The following is a 16,011-nucleotide window of genomic DNA, read 5'->3' on the forward strand; positions in this document are numbered from 1 at the left end:
ATGCAATACCGCACCCGTCTGATCGACGGCTACCTCACCGGAACAGGTCTATCTCCACCAACACCGACCAGACCCTGACCGCGAAAGATGTCTAGTGCAGACATAGCCGCCGCAAACCCACCGGTCATGTTCCTGCCGGTCACCTCGGCCCACAGCCCGGCCCCTCGCACGTCCGCCCCCGGGCTCGGCATCGTGCCGGACCCTGACGACGGCACCGGCCTGCTCCGATACTCGGTGGTCCATCTCGGCTCAGGGCGCGCCGTCTTCGGCTGCGTCACCAGCCGATGCGCCACGCACACGCACCGAGCTATCGCCCTGATGGCCCTGAGCGGGATCGACTGGACGCAACCTGCGGCCCTCCTGACAGAGCAACCGATCCGGCCTACCTGGCAGCTCCTGCTGGACTCCTACGAGCCGCGCTTCGACCCGGAAGCCACACAGATCGGGGCGCTCAGACGGTTCCTGCTAGACGCACTCCCGCTGTGCTTCGACCCGGAAACCGCAAAAGCGGTCCGCTGTCTCGGCGACCCACCGGCCGGAGCCGCCGCCCGACAGTCGTCGGAGGCGGTCCGATGAGCCTGCGCGTCTACGACGAGTTCTCCGGCGTCGGTGGAACCAGCCACGGATGGTGCCTGGTGCCCTGGGTGGAGATCTTCGCGGCGGCCAATCACATGCGCGACGCGATTGAGTCGTTCGCGCTGCACCACCCGGCAGCGCAGCTGTTCCAGGAGGACATCACCAAACTCTCGGTCGAGAAGATGCCGTACGCGGAGATTTTCGTCGCGTCGCCGGCGTGCCCGGCATGGACGACCGCGAACGGGGTCCGTCGTGAGTTCGACCGCGCCAACGCCGACCAGCCCACCTTGTTCGACGTCGCCCGTCCGCTGATCGCCAAGCAGGCCAAGCGGCAGGAGGACTACCGCCGGTCCCGGCTGCTGATGCGTGAGGTTCCCCGCTACCTGCGGGCGATGGCCGAGCGGGGACGGCCGGTGCTGGCCGGGATGGTGGAGAACGTCGTTCAGGTCCGGCTGTGGCACGAGTGGGAAGACTGGATCGGCGAAATTCGCAAGCTCGGCTACGACGTGCGGGTCATCGCGTTCAACTCGATGCACGCCCAACCGGTCCGGGCACGCCGGGCGCCGCAGTCACGCAACCGAGCGTTCGTCGCCTACTGGCACCGCAGCCTCGGCCGCACCCCGGACTGGGACAAGTGGCTCCGGCCGACCGCGTGGTGCCCGTCCTGCGACCGGCAGATGTCCGCGGTGCAGGTGTGGAAGAAGCCGGGCCGCGACATGGGCAGCTACGGCACCCAGTACATCTACCAATGCCCGCAAGCCTCCTGCCGGGGACGCGAAGTACACCCCGAGGTGCTACCCGCCCTGACCGCCATCGACCCGACCCTTCCCGGGATCCGGATCGGCGACCGGCAACAGCACGGACTCGACCCGCTCGAAGAGGCCACCCTCGGCCGGATCCGGGCCGGGATCCGCCGCTACTGGGCACCCCTGATGGTGCCGGTAGAAGGACGCGACGGCAAACAGGCGACACCCGCCGACATGCCGCTACGCACCCAAACCTGCCGCAACGAAACCGGATACGCCCTGCCGCCGTTCCTCGCCCCGGCCGGCGGCACCTGGCGCACCCGCCCATGCGCCGGGACCGAGCCGATGCCCGCCCGGACCACCCGCGAATGCGACGGCGTGGCCACCCTGCCGTTCATCACCCCGCTACGCGGTGGCGGCGACCGCGGACGCGCCCGCCCGGTCACCTATCCGCTATCCGCGGTGACCGCGTCGGGCAACCATCACGGCCTCGCGCTGCCACCCCTGATCACTCGGCAGAACGCCGCCCGCGACGACGCCGCGTACCTGTCGACCCCCACCACCGAACCCGTCCGCACGGTCACGGCGCAGGGCAACCAGTCCGTGGCCTTCCCACCCGACCACGAGCAGATGCTGCTCGTGCCGTACTACGGCACCGCCACCACGGCGCGCCCGGCTACCGAACCGGTCGGCACCCTGCCCACCCGCGACCGGTACGGCCTGGCCCACCCCGGCATAGCCGGAGACATCACCCTGGACGAGGTGCGGTTCCGGATGCTGGAACCGCACGAGATCGCCGCCGCGATGGCCTTCGACCCTGGCTACCGCACCGCCGCCCGGTCGAAGCGGGCCAAGGTGCGCCTGTTCGGCAACGCCGTCACCCCGCCCGTGGCCGAGCTGATCGGTTCCGCCCTGGTCGAGTGCATTACCGGCGAGGAACTGCCCCGGCACATCACCGGCTCCGGGACCACCGCATGACCGCCCCGGCCACCACGCCGACCGGGGCCGCCGCGTGACCCTCTCGACGCTGCCCGCCGCGCCCGGCCCCATCTCCACGGGCTCGGGTACGGCGGCGTGCGCCGAGCCGGCCACCGTCCCCGACTGGTGGCGACGCTCCGCCGACCTGAACAAACAGGCCATCGCCCGGGCCGCCCGACCGGACTATGAAGCGTGGCTCGTTCACGTCAGATCCGCGGCCGCGTGCACGCGGCCGGTCCGGCTGGCCGGAAGCATCGCCACCGTTGACAAGGCGACCGGCGGCGTCCTGTCGGAGCGGCACACGGCGGACCTGCCGGACGGGGTCATCTACAAGCCTTGCGGCAACCGCCGCGAGAGCGTCTGCCCGGGCTGCTCCGACCGGTACAAGCGCGACGCCTACCACGTCGTACGGTCCGGGCTGGTCGGCGGCAAAGGCGTCACCGAGCAGGTAGCCCGGCACCCCGCAGTATTCCCCACCTTCACCGCTCCCTCGTTCGGTCAGGTCCACACCCGCATCGTGAAGCGGCACACCTGCACCCGGCGCACCGACTGCGACTGCCGCCCCGAACCCTGCCACGCCCGCCGCGACCTCACCACCTGCCCGCACAGGGTACAGCTGCTCTGCTTCGCTCGGCACGCCGAAACCGACCGCAACCTCGGCACCCCGCTGTGCCCCGACTGCTACGACTACGACGCCCAAGCGGTGTGGAACGTGACGGCCGGCGAACTGTGGCGGCGAACCAGCATCGCCATCAACCGGCACATCCGGCAGGTCGCCAAGGCTCGCGGCGTCGCCGACGTGCCCGTCACCACCTACGACAAGAACGGCAAAGCCCGGACCCGGTGGGTGTGTCCGATCCGGCTCTCGTTCGGCAAAGCCGCCGAGATGCAACGACGCGGCGTCGTGCACTTCCACGCCATCGTCCGCATCGACGGCTACCACCCCGAAGACCCGGACGCCATCGTGGCACCCCCGCCCGAGTTGGACGCCGCCGACCTCGTCGCCGCCGTCGACCACGCCGCCGCTACGGTCCGCTTCACCACCGACCCGCACCCCGCCAACCCCGGCGGGTGGCCGATCGGCTGGGGCGATCAAGTACTGACCAAAGTGATCACCGTCGCCGCCGACGGACAGGTCACCGACGCCCAAGTCGCCGCGTACCTCGCCAAGTACGCCACCAAGTCCACCGAGATCACCGGGCACGCCTCCAACCGGCTCACCGACGACACCGTCACCCTGTACGCCGACCCGGACGGCACCCACACCGAACGACTCATCGACGCCTGCTGGCGACTCGGCAACTTCCGCACCGACCCTGAACCACCCGCCTCGCTAGCGGCCAAACGGCGGCTGCAGTCCGCCCCAGCCGACCCGTTCGGCCCCCTGCGCACCGACCCGGACTGCGGCGGCTGCACCCGCTACCGGACCTGCCCCACCTGCGCCGCCGAACAGGTCGCCGCCGATGAGGCGGCCCGTCGCACTCCGGCAGGGGCACCGGCAAGCCCGTACTTCCGGCTGCGCCGGTGGGCACACATGCTCGGCTTCGGCGGCCACTTCCTCACCAAATCCCGCCGCTACAGCATCACCTTCGCCATGCTCCGCGACCAACGCATCACCTTCCGCCGCGCCCAAACCTGCGGACCCGAGCAGGCCGAACCCGCCGCGGAACCGACCACCCTGGTCGTCAACTTCCTCCAATTCGTCGGCGCAGGTTGGCAGACAACGGCCGACGCCATACTCGCCAACACCTCCGCCGCGATGGCCCGAGAACACGCCGAAAGTGCCAGGCACGCCCTCGCCAGTCTGGCCGCGTGAACAGCCATTCACCGTCAAGGCCGCCTTGACGGTCGGATCAATCGGAGGAACCGATGGCAGTACTCATGCCGGAGGCGTGTTGGACGGTCACCGACGTGGCCGCCTATCTGCGTGTCCCGGTGGAAACTCTCTACACCTGGCGCAAGCGCCGCTACGGGCCGCCGGCTGCTCGCCTTGGCCGACACCTGCGCTACGACCCGGCCGACGTCCGGGCGTGGGTCACACAGCAGAAGGCGGCCTAGCAGTGGGACATGTCGAAGATCGCTGGTACAAGACAGTTCCTGGCCCGGATGGCAAACCCCGACGGGTCAAGGCTGTCCGCTACGGCAACGGCCTGCGCTACCGCGTCCGCTATATCGCGCCCGACGGCCTAGAGCGCAGCCGCTCGTTCCCGGATCGGGCCAAGCGTGCGGCCGAGGAGTTCCTTGCTGGCGTCGAGGCCGACAAAAGCCGGGGCGTGTACGTGGATGTCGTGGCCGGGAGAACACCCTTCAACGAGCGGGCGGAGCTGTGGCTACGCACGCACAAATTCGATGAGTCGGCACGTGGGCCGATCAAAGCGCGCGTACGCAAGCACATTATTCCGCACTTCGGTCGGCGACCTATTGCCTCGATCAAGCCGAGTGAAATCAGCGACTGGGACACCGGGCTGCGGGCCAAGCGACTGGCCCCGGGGACTCGGGCGGTTTTGTTCGCCCACCTCAGCGGCATCTTCACAGCCGCGGTCGACGACGGTCTGATGGCGAAAAATCCATGCTCGGCGCGGTCAGTGACAGCCCCCACGCCGACTCCGCACCGCATCGTCCCGTGGGAGGTAGCAACTGTGGCGGCCGTCCGGGTGGCTCTCCGAGAGCGGTACCGTCCAGTCATCGACGTCGGTGCCGGCTGCGGTCCCCGGCGGGGAGAGATCTTCGGCCTGGCGCCCAACGACTTCGATTTCGACGGCGGCTGGCTGCATATCCGGCGGCAGGTGAAACGCGTGGGTGCGCGCGCCGTGTTTGGATTGCCGAAGAACGACAAGCCTCGTCGGGTTCCGTTGCCTCCCAACGTCGGCGAGTCGATCCGTGTGCACATGAAGCGGTTCCCCCCGGTCGAGGTCACGCTGCCGTGGGAGGACCCCGCGACCGGTGATCTTGTCACGGAGCCGTTGATTTTCGTGACCACCCACAACTTGGTGGTCAAGCAGAACATGTTCGCCGCGACAGCCTGGCACCCGGCACTGCGAGCGGCCGGCGTTGAGGTTGCCCGAGTCAACGGGATGCACGCGCTCCGGCACTTCTACGCCTCAGCCCTACTTGACGCGGGGGAGAGCATCAAGGCGGTGTCCGAGTGGCTCGGCCACGCGAACGCGGCATTCACGCTCCGCGTCTACGCCCACCTGATGCCGGAAAGCCCCGGTCGCGCCCGGACGGCGCTCGATGCGCTGCTCCCCATCCCAGCAAGGTCGGACGGCCCAGCGACGGCCCAGGCAGGGAGTTGACCTATAGATGACCTGGTCATCACCTATTGGTGCTACTGAAGTGCATGTAGTCCTTCAGCGACGACCAGCGGCCGCCCCAGTAGAAGCCGTTCGCGGTGAGGGCCCGGGCCGCCCCGTCCGGGTGGATCATGCCGATCAGGTGGCGGGAGCGGTTGCGGTAGAGGGCGCCGGCGGCCGGGTCGATCAGTGAGCCGCGCAGCATGGGGTTCTGCAAGGGGTTGATGTCGATCGCCGTGCCGTACGCGTGTTCCGACCAGACGCGGGTGCCGGCCACCGGCCGGCAGTTGTAGCCCGCCGTCACGATGCTCATGTCGGTCTGGCCGGGCATGTTCACCGACATCGGGGCCATCGCCATGATGCGGTAGCGCCAGCGGAACAACGTGAAGAAGGCCCGCTGTGCCGGCACCGCCAGGTCGGAGCGGACGATGATGCTGCCGTCGTGGTAGTTGCCCTGCAGGTCGATGTAGGAGACCCAGACCTTGCGCAGGTTGGCCGGCGCCACCGGGCAGCGGGTGTCCCAGTTGACCATGCCGGCGGAGACCGGCTCGATGTGGCTGCGCCAGGCCGGCAGTTCGGATGCGGGCCGGGTCAGGCGGAGGGTCTCGTCGACGTGCACCGGGTAGGGCGGCACGAGCTGGTTCCAGCGGCCCAGGTCGGCCAGCCGCACATGGAAAGCGCGGGCGATCGACGACGCGGTCTCGCCGGGGGCGACCACGTGCCAGACGTTGGCGGCTTGCGCCGGCCGTGGGAAGAGGAGCAGGGCCAAGGCCGGGAGAAGGGCGATGACGGCGGCGAAAGGACGTCGGGGCACGGTTACCGACCGTACGAACCGGGCCGCCCCGTCGCAGCCGAAACGCGAAAATCCTACGACTTTTTCCCGTACCGTCGCATGATGCTAGACAACGGTGAAGTTGGTGGGTAGCGGGGATCGGCCGGTCAGGGCCCGGAGGACGGTGGGGCCGGCGCCCGACATCGCGGCCGAGCGGGCCGCCTGGGCGGCCGCGTCGGCGTAGACCTCCGGCGGCAGGTGGAGTTCGGTGCCGGCCGCGCCGGCGACGTCCAGGGCGTGTACCACCAGTTCGAAGGTCCGGGTCGGGATCCAGTCACGGACCCGCATGCCGCCGGCCGGGGTCTCGACCAGGGCGTCGTCCTCGGCGCGGCCGAGAGCCTGGGTGGCCTGGCCGACCAGGTTGCCGACCACGCCGGCCGGGTCGCCCTTCAGGGCTTCGGCGTTGAGGCGGGCGTCCTCGTCCGACGCCGCCCGGGCGGCGGCCAGGACGTCCGGGGGCACCGCCCGGGCCAGGAGCCAGTAGTCCTCGGGGGTCGCCCGGGTGATCTCGTCGGCGGGAGTGGACAGCACCGTGGGGACCTGCCGGAGGCCGGAGCTTGTCGCGTGACCGGCCAGCTCGCGGAGCGTCCAGTCGCCCAGGGCCGGGGCGTCCCAGCTTTTCGCGGGGATCCGGGAGATCAGGTCGGCGAAGCCGACGGCGGCGGAGCGGAAGGCCCGGCGGTAGTCCATGGGACCAATCTGCCATTGCCTTCCGAGCCGCCGCCGCGCGGACAGGGGTCAGCCGGCCGGGTGGGGGTCCGGCTCGCCGTGCGCCGGACGGTAGGTGGGCTGGGTGAACGGCTCCGGATCGGCCTGCCAGTGCCGCCCGGCGGTCGGCTGATCCGGGTAGCTGTGCCGGCCCGCCGGCTGCTCGGACGGCGCCGGGTGCTGGGCGGCGTGGCCGGCCTGAACCTGCTCGAAGTAGTCGGCCGGGGCGTGCACGTACCGTTCGTCGGCCAGTTCCGGCGCCGGCTGCGGATTCCGGTGTTCCGGCGCGGCCGGGAACTGCTGGGCCGGGTCGGACCGCCAGCCCGGCGTGGGCGGCGTTCCGGGATGGGCGGGATACATCGGCTGGGGCCCGGCCGGCTGGTCCGGGGCCCGGTCCGGCGGGGGCAGTTCCAGATGCTGGGTGAACTCGGGGTGGGCGGGCGGCTCGGCCTCGGTGTGTACGCGGCGGGGCAGCCCCGACGGGCGGCCGCCCGGGGCGGCCGGTGCCGCTGGAGCCGGTGCCGTCGGGAAGGTCTGCTGGGTGGCGGCGGGCAGGCCGGACGGGCGCCCGGACCGCATCGCCGGTCCGTCGCTCTCGTGACCGGCCAGGCCCGACGGCATCGACGGGTAGCTGCCGGGGTCGGCCGTGGGCGCCTCGGTGCGCGCCGGCGTGGCCGGCGGGGCGAACAGCGGCGCCGCGGGCGCAAAGGCGGGGGCGGACGGCGGTGCCGCGGGCGCAAAGGCGGGGGCGGACGGCGGTGCCGCGGGCGCAAAGGCGAGGGCGGACGGCGGCGTCGCGGGCGGGAAGGCCGGGGCGGGCGGGAAGCCGGCCGCCGGCTGCTGGGCGAAATCGGGGGGAGGCGGGAATCCTCCGGCCGGCGGCCCGGCGTACGTCATCGGGGCCGGAACCGGTTCGCCGCGCCGTTGCCGGCGCGAGCGGATGGCGTTGACCACGGCCAGGACGGGCACGGCGAACGCGTAGAAGAACACGGTCACGGTGGCCGGGTCGGCGAGGATCAGATAGCTCGCATAGCCGAGGAAGCCGGCCGCGAACAGCGCGTCGACGACGCGGGCGGTTCGGGCCTGGCCGAACCCGCGGGCCGCCATGACGGCCAGCACGACACCGCTGAGGGCCAGCAGGCCGATATAGGCGTGAAACTCGCCGTCCGACATTGGGGCGACTCCGTTCGCAGGTCCGGGGTCTTCCAGCCTGCGGTGGCTCGGTTGTCGGGCGGGTGCGAAACGGGTGCAATATCGTAGTGAAATGGCGGACGTGCAGCGGTTCCGGGACGCGCAGGAGCGGTGCTACGACACCGTGCGGGAGGAGATCCGGGCGGGCAGCAAGCGCACCCATTGGATGTGGTTCATCTTTCCGCAGATGAAAGGCCTCGGGAAGACGACGACGTCGGATCACTACGGGATCAGCGGGCGGGCGGAGGCCCGGGCGTACCTCGACGATCCGGTCCTCGGCCCGCGGCTGGCCGAGTGTGCCGCCGGTGTGCTGGCTCACAACCACCTGATGTTCGGCTTTCCCGACAACCTCAAGCTGCGTTCGTCGATGACCCTGTTCGCGCAGGTGGCCGACGATCCGGCGCCGTTCGAGGCGGTGATCGCGAAGTTCTACGACGGTCCCGACGCGGAAACCATCCGGTTGCTCGGCCAGTAGGGTCGTCCGCGTGGCGGACGTGATCGTGGTGGGTGGTGGGATCATCGGCCTGACCGCGGGCGTGCGGCTGGCCGAAAGCGGGGCGAGCGTCGAGCTGTGGTCGCCGGTCGAGCCGGCCGGGACCGTGTCCGCGGTCGCCGCGGCGGTCTGGTTCCCGAGCCGCTCCGAGCCCGACGCCCGGCTGGTGACCTGGGCCGGCGTCGCCTACCGGGAGTTCGCCGCGCAGGCCCACGACGGCGTGCCGGGGGTGCGGATGCTGCCGACGATCAACCGGTCCCGCACCGAACCGTGGTGGGCGCCCGCGACCCCGGGCGTCGAGATGCACTTCACCGCCCCGGCCGTCGAGATGGAGGTCTATCTGCCCTGGCTGCAGGAGCGGTTCGTCGCGGCGGGCGGCCGGGTCGAAAGGCGCGAGATCGAAAGCTTCGACGAGGTTCCGGCCGGGCACATAGTCAACGCCACCGGCCTTGCGGCGGGCCGCCTCTGCGGCGACCCCGCGGTTCATCCCGTACGCGGGCAGGTCGTCCTCGTGCGCAACCCGGGCCTCACCACGTCGATCCGGGACGAGGAACGCGGCCTCTACGTCCATCCGCGCTCGGACGACGTCGTGCTCGGCGGCACCTTCGAGGACGGCAACTGGGACCTCACCCCCGACCCGGCCGCCCGCGAGGAGATCGTCGCCCGCTGCACCGAGGCCGTTCCCGAACTGGCGGGCGCCGAAGTCGTGGGGGAGAAGGTGGGTCTGCGCCCGGCCCGGCACGGCGGCCCACGGCTCGAGCGGGAGGGCCGGATCGTTCACGCGTACGGGCACGGCGGAGCCGGTATGACCCTTTCGTGGGGGTGCGCCGAAGAAATCACCCGTCTGGTGGATCTTGACAAGGGCTAGGGTGTCGTGCCGCGCCTGAAAGGCCCGTGCCCACCAGGATGCGGACAGTGGAAATCCCTCGGATGGGCCTGCCCGACGACCTGACCGCCCGGCTGAGCATGCCGGAGCAGTACGACGAGCTACGCCGCCGCCGCGTGAGCCGCCGCGGCCTGATGGCCGCGACCGCCGGTGTGGCCGCCGCGCTGGCCGCCGGTGGCGCCCCGGCCGCGGCGACGTTCTGGCGGCAGAGCAAGGTGCCCGGCCGGTTCGTGCTGCCCTTCGGCCGGCATCTGGCGTGGGGCGCCAACCCGCGTACGCAAATGAGGGTGGGGTGGCAGGTGCCGCACCCGGTGCACAAACCGTTCGTCCGGATCGGCCTGAACCCGTGGGATCTCGGCGACCGTATCCCGGCCGAGGTCCGGCCCCTGTCGACGCATCTGCATGGCATCCAGCCGGTCCACCAGTACTACCTGCACGCCGCCCTCGACCACCTCGACCCCGGCCGGCGCTACTACTACACCGTCGGGCACCACGGATATGACGATGCGACGGTCGGACGGATCGACACCTTCGCCACCGCACCGACCCGGCGGTCCGTACCCGGCCCCTTCACCTTCACCGCGTTCGGCGATCAGGGCGTCAGCTATCAGGCGCTGAGCAACGACGGCATGGTCGCGGCCCAGCGCCCGGCGTTCCACCTGCACGCCGGTGACCTCTGCTACGCCGACTCGAGCGGGCACGGCCACGGCAGCGACCTCTTCCAGCCGCGGGCCTGGGACCAGTTCCTCGCCCAGACCGAGCCGGTGGCCTCCTCGGTGCCGTGGATGCCGACGCTCGGCAACCACGACATGGAGGCGCTCTACTCGTCCGACGGTTACGGGGGCCAGCGGGCCCGGTGGGACTTCCCGGACAACGGGCCGGACAAGGCGACCGGGGCCTACTCGTTCATCTACGGCAACGTCGGCGTGATCGCGCTCGACTCGAACGACGTCTGCTACGAGATCTCGGCGAACCACGGCTACACCGACGGCACGCAGAGCAAGTGGCTCCACAAGCGGCTGGCCTTCCTGCGGTCGCAGCCGGACGTCGACTTCGTGGTCGTCTTCCACCACCATTGCGCCTTCTCGACCACGGTCCAGCACGCCTCCGAGGGCGGGGTGCGCCGGCACTGGGTGCCGCTGTTCGACAAATACCGCGTCGACCTGGTGATCAACGGGCACAACCACATCTACGAGCGGGCCGACACGATGCACGCCGGGAAGGCCCGGAAGACGCCGATCGGCGACACCGTGCACCCGGAGAGGCACGGCACGACGTACGTCACCGCGGGCGCGGCCGGGCGCAGCCTCTACAGCTTCGCCGTGCCCGACTCGTACGCCGGGCACGTGCGCGAGATCGACGAGGTGCTGTCGGCCGTCTCGAACTCGGCCGGCCACCACGTCGAGGAGACCGTCGGCTGGTCGCGGGTCCGCTACACCGGCTACTCGTTCCTCGCGGTCGACGTGGCGCCCGCACCGCCGGGCTCGACGACGACGCTCACCCTGCGCGCGCTGACCGAGTCCGGGGCCGAAATCGACCACCTGACCATCGCGCGCAAGGCGGGCGGCCGCAGCCGCTCGGGCTTGGACGACGGCGCCGCCTAGTGGAAGACCTTGAGTCCCACCACACCGGCGACCACCAGCACCAGGGACAGCAGGCGGGGGAGACCGGCATGCTCGCCGAGGGCGAGCATGCCGACCACCGCGGTGCCGACGGCGCCGATACCCACCCAGATCGCGTACGCCGTCCCGACCGGAATCGAACGCAGCGCGACACCCAGCCCGAGCATGCTCAGGACCAGGCCCACCACGAAGATCGCGATCGGGAGCGGCCGGCTGAACCCGGCGCTGCGGTCGAGGGCCACCGCCCACACCGTCTCGAGCAGACCGGACGCAACAAGGACGAGCCATGCCATGACGCCACCTCAGCAGCGGTCGTCTTGTCACGCCGGGTACGACACGCACTCGTCCGGGACGTCCGCGAGTGCGGCGCCGGGCTCAAGGCTAGCCGGTGCCTGGGCTAGGGTCGTTCGAATGCAGCCCGAGAAGATCAGCGCCGAGGAATTCGACGAGCGGCTCAACCGCCTGCACGAGCGCCGCGAGGAGCTCGAGGAGCGCGAAACCGAGCTGATCAGCCACGACCACGGCGGCGGCCTGCCCGCCGACCAGCAGAACCGGCTCGACAAAGTACGCGGCGAGCTGGCCGACGTGCTCCAGGAGATCGGCGATCTCAAGGACCGTTACGCCGACGCCACCGGCGCCCCGGCCGACCCGGACGGGGCACTCGGCGAATAGCGGCTATGCGCTGGTGCGGAAGCCGGCGAAGACCACGTGGTGGTCGACCTGGAAGCCGAGGCCCTCGTAGAGGCGGATGGCGTCGGTGTTCGTGGCCGCGGCGTGCAGGAACGGGAGTTCGCCGCGTCCGAGGATGCCGGCCGCCACCGCCATGGTCAGGCGGGCGGCCAGGCCCTGGCCGCGGAAGTCGGGGTCGGTGCAGACCGCACTGATCTCGGTCCACCCCGGGAGCCGCAGGCGCTCGCCGGCCATCGCGATCAGCCGGCCGTCGCGGCGGATGCCCAGGTAGTGGCCCATCTCGATGGTGCGCTTGGCGAACGGGCCCGGCTTGGTCCGCTCGACCAGGTCGAGGATCTCCGGCACGTCGGTCTCGGTGAGCACGACCATCTCGGGATCGGCGACCCCGGTCATCGTGGTGCCGGCCATCTGCACGCCGGGCATGGAGAACGTCTGCTCCCAGCCGGGCCCGGCGCTGATCGCCGGCCCGGTCAGCAGGACCTCGTCGGTCAGCGTGGCCAGGTCGTGCCAGCCGGCCGGATCGGCCGGGTCGGCGAGGCCGCCGAACGGTGAGACGTCGGGCTGGAAACGGGCGGCGCTGCCGGCCACCTCGGCGAAGCAGGCCTGCGGTCCGGAGAGCGCGGCCCACACGGGATTCTCAAGCACGTCTCGACCCTTACCGATAACGCCCATGATCACTAGCGAATAACCGACAAATAGCTGACATGGGCCCGGCGGATGCGGCGGCCCCGGCGATGCTGAGCGGCTGGTGCCGGTCGGAGGACGCCGTGGTCGAGTCACACATCCGTGGTGCGCGAGTCCGTTGCGAAAACTGACACTTGTCGATTCATATTCGTGCTGATATAAAACTTTAAATTAAGTTTCCTAAGAGATTTGGCTGACGAATCCGAGGGGAAGCACGATGCGCAGATCGATGAGGGTGGCCGCGCTAGGCGCGGCGGGCCTGCTGGCGCTGAGCGTGGGAGCGGTGACCGCGCTGCGCGGGGCGGCTCCGGCCCAGGCGGCCGCGACCAGCGGCGGGGTGAAGATCGCGTACTTCACCCAGTGGGGCATCTACCAGAACCTGTACTACCCCAAGAACATGGACACCCAGGGTGTCGCGGGCAAGCTTAACTTCGTCGAGTACGCGTTCGAGAACATCGACCCGGTCAACAAGACGTGTTTCGAGACCACCGCGGCGGCCTCGCAGGACGAGAACAACCCGAACGCCGGGGACGGCGCCGGTGACTCGTTCGCCGACTACGGCAAGTCGTACACGGCCGACATCAGCGTCAACGGGCAGGCCGACGTCTACAACCAGCCGATCGTCGGCAACTTCAACCAGCTCAAGCAGCTGAAGGCGAAGTATCCGAACCTGAAGATCCTGGTGTCGATCGGCGGCTGGACGTACTCGAAGTACTTCTCGGACGTCGCCGCCACCGACGCGGCCCGTAAGAAGTTCGTCGGCTCCTGCATCGACATGTTCATCAAGGGCAACCTGCCGGTCCAGAACGGGTACGGCGGACCGGGCACCGGCGCCGGCATCTTCGACGGCGTCGACATCGACTGGGAGTACCCGGGTGCCGCCGGCCACCTCGGTAACCACTACACGTCCGCGGACATGGCCAACTACACGTTGCTGCTCAGGGAGTTCCGCACCGAACTCGACGCGCTGGGCGGCAGCCACCGCTACCTGACCGCGGCCGTGCCGGCCGGCCAGGACAAGATCTCGCACATCCAGACCAACCAGGTCGCGCAGTACCTCGACTACGCGAACGTCATGAGCTACGACATGCACGGCGGGTTCGAACCGACCGGGCCGGCCAACCTGCAGGACCCGCTGTACACCTCGCCGTCCGACCCGATGACGCCGATCCCGCCGGGCACCGGCAAATACAGCATCGACGCCGCGATGAAGGCGTGGACGGCGGGCGACGCGGCGTACGGCATCGCCGGCGGCTTCCCGGCGAGCAAGCTGACCATCGGCTACCCGCTCTACTACCGCGGCTGGACCGGCGTGGCGGCCGGCACCAGACACGGCCTCTACCAGCCCGCCGGCGCCCCGGCGCCCGGGCACACGCTGTCCGGGAACGTCCCCGGTGTGTCCTTCTACAAGGAACTCTCCGGCATCGTCGACAACCCGGCCGACACGTACTTCGACCCGACCGCGCAGGGCGCCTACTTCTACAGCGGCAACACGCTGTGGACCGGCGACTCGGCCCAGTCGATCCAGGCGAAGGCCAACTACCAGCACTGCAACGGCTACGCCGGCTCGATGGTCTATTCGCTGGAGGCCGACGCCAACTCGGCGCTGTTCAACCAGATCGTGAACGCGACGAACGGCTCGGCGAGCAACTGCACCGGCGCGCCGCCGACCAACCCGACGACGCCGCCCACGACGAAGCCGGCCACCCCGCCCACCACGCCTCCGACGACCCCGCCGACCACGAAGCCGACCACGCCGCCCACCGCGCCGGCGTGGGCTCCCAACACCGCGTACACGGTCGGCCAGCTGGTGACCTACGGCGGCCGCACCTACAAGTGCCTGCAGTCGCACACCTCGCTCACCGGCTGGGAACCGCCGAACGTTCCCGCGCTCTGGCAGCCGGTCTGAGCTAGTGCCGTGACCACGAACGTTCGCGGTGTTGGGTGACACGCCGCTCGGGCTGACGGCCGGGCGGCGTCGTGGCGGTCACGCTGTGGCGGTGGCAGATTCTGTACGCGTGCGGCGGCTCAGTGACCAGGAAGGTCAGCAGTTGCTGAGAATCACTCGTCGGGGCACGGGTTCACCGATCCGATTACGGCGGGCCATGGTCGTGCTCGCCTCAGCCGGTGGGAACACCGTGCCGGCGATCGCCCGTCTCGTGCAGGCCGACGAAGACACGATCCGGCAGGTCATCCACCGGTTCAACGAAATGGGGATGGCCAGCCTGGACCCTCAGTGGGCGGGTGGCCGTCCCCGCCAGATCAGTCCTGACGACGAGCAGTACATCGTCACGACGGCCAACACCCGCCCCGAAGCCTTGGGACGGCCGTTCACCCGGTGGAGCGTCCGCAAGCTCGCCGACCATCTGGGTTCGCAGACCGCCCAGTTCGGGCCGCTGCGCACTTTCGTGATCGCCGGCTCGAACCACCCCAACCATCCAGCGCTGATCGCTCACCTGCACCGATACCTACGCTGGCGCAACGCCAACGCCCGCCACCCCGACGTCCTGGCCGCGCAACGCCGCGAACGCGCCCGCATCCGCAGCGAACGACAACGCCGCTGGGGCCAACCCACCACCCGGGCAGCCTGACCCCAACACCTCAAACGTTCATGGTCAGGGCACTAGCGGATCGCGCCGGGGGCCGAAGCGCCCCCGGCGTGCTCGCGGATGTTCGTGATCAGGGTGTCCAGTGTGACTTCGAGCGCGTCGGTGTTCCGCTGCACCTGAGCGAGGAGCAGCCCGCCCTGCACGGCGGTCAGCAGGGTGAGGGCCAGCCGGTCGGGATCGGTGTCCGCTCGTAGGACGCCGGCGTCGCGCATGGCGGCGAGGCCGTCGCGGATCGCTGACTGCCAGGCGCCGAACCCGGCGGCCAGCGCCTCGCGGGCCCAGCGGTGCTGGTCGGACAGCTCGCTGGACAGGCCGCCCAGCGGGCAGCCGCCGGCGCCGTTCTGCTGCCTGGCGGCGTCGACCACGACGTCGCGCCAGGACAGCAGCGCGTCGAAGCTGTCGAGCCGGGCCAGCAGGGGCGCCTGGTGGGACACGATCGCCTCGGACTGGTAGGCGATGACCGCCCGGGTGAGGTCGTCCTTGTCGGCGAAGTAGTGGTAGATCTGCGAGGAGCTGACCCCGGCCGCGTCGCGGACCGCCGGGGTGCTCGTGCCGGCCACACCGTGCTGGTACATGAGGTCGGCCGCGGCCGCGATGATCCGGTCCCGGGTCGCCCGGCCCTTCTGGGTCGTCACGTCGCCCCCTCAGATTGGACTTGACTATCCAATCCTAGCGGCTCAAGATTGGATAGGACGATCCAATA

General features: G+C 70.3%; 17 protein-coding genes and 1 riboswitch. Of the genes, 11 read left to right on the forward strand and 6 right to left on the reverse strand.

Features of this window, described 5'->3' with window-relative positions:
- Positions 1-126: 126 nt before the first annotated feature.
- The 5 genes from ACIA5C_RS06755 to ACIA5C_RS06775 are packed head-to-tail and all read left to right on the forward strand — an operon-like array spanning position 127 to position 5,596.
- Positions 127-576 (forward strand): hypothetical protein, encoded by a 450-nt coding sequence (locus ACIA5C_RS06755; RefSeq protein WP_396052075.1) that lies wholly within the window; start codon positions 127-129, stop codon positions 574-576.
- Positions 573-2,300, forward strand: coding sequence for a DNA cytosine methyltransferase (locus ACIA5C_RS06760; protein ID WP_396052077.1), 1,728 nt, complete (start codon positions 573-575; stop codon positions 2,298-2,300). Before ACIA5C_RS06755 ends, ACIA5C_RS06760 begins: the two co-directional genes overlap by 4 nt.
- A 34-nt stretch (positions 2,301-2,334) precedes the next feature.
- A complete protein-coding gene (locus ACIA5C_RS06765; RefSeq protein WP_396052079.1) occupies positions 2,335-4,116 on the forward strand; it encodes a replication initiator in 1,782 nt (593 codons plus the stop codon).
- Positions 4,117-4,169: 53 nt separating this feature from the next.
- Complete coding sequence (locus ACIA5C_RS06770; protein WP_396052080.1) at positions 4,170-4,358, forward strand: helix-turn-helix domain-containing protein; 189 nt, start codon at positions 4,170-4,172, stop codon at positions 4,356-4,358.
- 2 nt (positions 4,359-4,360) lie between these two features.
- Entirely contained in the window at positions 4,361-5,596 is a 1,236-nt protein-coding gene (locus ACIA5C_RS06775) for a tyrosine-type recombinase/integrase (RefSeq protein WP_396052082.1), read from the forward strand.
- 19 nt (positions 5,597-5,615) lie between these two features.
- Here ACIA5C_RS06775 and ACIA5C_RS06780 read toward each other — a convergent pair whose 3' ends face one another.
- From ACIA5C_RS06780 to ACIA5C_RS06790, 3 genes are all read right to left on the reverse strand, one after another.
- Positions 5,616-6,407, reverse strand: a complete 792-nt coding sequence (locus tag ACIA5C_RS06780) for a M15 family metallopeptidase (protein WP_396052084.1) — start codon at positions 6,405-6,407, stop codon at positions 5,616-5,618.
- A gap of 84 nt (positions 6,408-6,491) precedes the next feature.
- Positions 6,492-7,115 (reverse strand): maleylpyruvate isomerase N-terminal domain-containing protein, encoded by a 624-nt coding sequence (locus ACIA5C_RS06785; RefSeq protein WP_396052086.1) that lies wholly within the window; start codon positions 7,113-7,115, stop codon positions 6,492-6,494.
- 48 nt (positions 7,116-7,163) lie between these two features.
- Entirely contained in the window at positions 7,164-8,306 is a 1,143-nt protein-coding gene (locus ACIA5C_RS06790) for a hypothetical protein (RefSeq protein ID WP_396052088.1), read from the reverse strand.
- Between the two features lie 91 nt (positions 8,307-8,397).
- Here ACIA5C_RS06790 and ACIA5C_RS06795 point away from each other — a divergent pair, with 91 nt between their 5' ends.
- The 3 genes from ACIA5C_RS06795 to ACIA5C_RS06805 are packed head-to-tail and all read left to right on the forward strand — an operon-like array spanning position 8,398 to position 11,307.
- Positions 8,398-8,799 carry a DUF1810 domain-containing protein gene (locus tag ACIA5C_RS06795; RefSeq protein ID WP_396052090.1) on the forward strand — a complete coding sequence of 134 codons (402 nt, stop codon included), beginning with the start codon at positions 8,398-8,400 and terminating at the stop codon, positions 8,797-8,799.
- A gap of 10 nt (positions 8,800-8,809) precedes the next feature.
- Positions 8,810-9,685 carry an FAD-dependent oxidoreductase gene (locus ACIA5C_RS06800; RefSeq protein ID WP_396052092.1) on the forward strand — a complete coding sequence of 292 codons (876 nt, stop codon included), beginning with the start codon at positions 8,810-8,812 and terminating at the stop codon, positions 9,683-9,685.
- A 47-nt stretch (positions 9,686-9,732) separates the two neighbouring features.
- On the forward strand, positions 9,733-11,307 hold the full coding sequence (locus ACIA5C_RS06805; RefSeq protein WP_396052093.1) for a purple acid phosphatase family protein: 1,575 nt from the start codon (positions 9,733-9,735) through the stop codon (positions 11,305-11,307).
- Here ACIA5C_RS06805 and ACIA5C_RS06810 read toward each other — a convergent pair.
- Positions 11,304-11,618, reverse strand: a complete 315-nt coding sequence (locus ACIA5C_RS06810) for a DMT family transporter (protein WP_396052095.1) — start codon at positions 11,616-11,618, stop codon at positions 11,304-11,306. The two genes, ACIA5C_RS06805 and ACIA5C_RS06810, sit on opposite strands and share 4 nt — an antisense overlap.
- A 12-nt stretch (positions 11,619-11,630) precedes the next feature.
- Positions 11,631-11,698: riboswitch (guanidine-III (ykkC-III) riboswitch) on the reverse strand.
- Between the two features lie 38 nt (positions 11,699-11,736).
- Here ACIA5C_RS06810 and ACIA5C_RS06815 point away from each other — a divergent pair.
- Positions 11,737-11,997, forward strand: a complete 261-nt coding sequence (locus ACIA5C_RS06815) for a hypothetical protein (RefSeq protein WP_396052097.1) — start codon at positions 11,737-11,739, stop codon at positions 11,995-11,997.
- A 3-nt stretch (positions 11,998-12,000) separates the two neighbouring features.
- On the opposite strand, the gene ACIA5C_RS06820 is transcribed toward ACIA5C_RS06815, so the two are convergent.
- Entirely contained in the window at positions 12,001-12,660 is a 660-nt protein-coding gene (locus ACIA5C_RS06820; RefSeq protein ID WP_396052099.1) for a GNAT family N-acetyltransferase, read from the reverse strand.
- Between the two features lie 256 nt (positions 12,661-12,916).
- Here ACIA5C_RS06820 and ACIA5C_RS06825 point away from each other — a divergent pair, with 256 nt between their 5' ends.
- Together ACIA5C_RS06825 and ACIA5C_RS06830 are read left to right on the forward strand one after the other, a co-directional pair.
- Positions 12,917-14,608 carry a glycosyl hydrolase family 18 protein gene (locus tag ACIA5C_RS06825; RefSeq protein ID WP_396052101.1) on the forward strand — a complete coding sequence of 564 codons (1,692 nt, stop codon included), beginning with the start codon at positions 12,917-12,919 and terminating at the stop codon, positions 14,606-14,608.
- Between the two features lie 91 nt (positions 14,609-14,699).
- Positions 14,700-15,290: a transposase gene (locus tag ACIA5C_RS06830; protein WP_396052103.1), complete on the forward strand. Its 591-nt coding sequence runs from the start codon at positions 14,700-14,702 to the stop codon at positions 15,288-15,290.
- A 32-nt stretch (positions 15,291-15,322) separates the two neighbouring features.
- Here ACIA5C_RS06830 and ACIA5C_RS06835 read toward each other — a convergent pair whose 3' ends face one another.
- Positions 15,323-15,943 carry a TetR/AcrR family transcriptional regulator gene (locus tag ACIA5C_RS06835; protein ID WP_396052105.1) on the reverse strand — a complete coding sequence of 207 codons (621 nt, stop codon included), beginning with the start codon at positions 15,941-15,943 and terminating at the stop codon, positions 15,323-15,325.
- Positions 15,944-16,011: the final 68 nt, after the last annotated feature.

The organism is Actinoplanes sp. NPDC051343 (assembly GCF_044455125.1).
Taxonomy (GTDB): domain Bacteria; phylum Actinomycetota; class Actinomycetes; order Mycobacteriales; family Micromonosporaceae; genus Actinoplanes.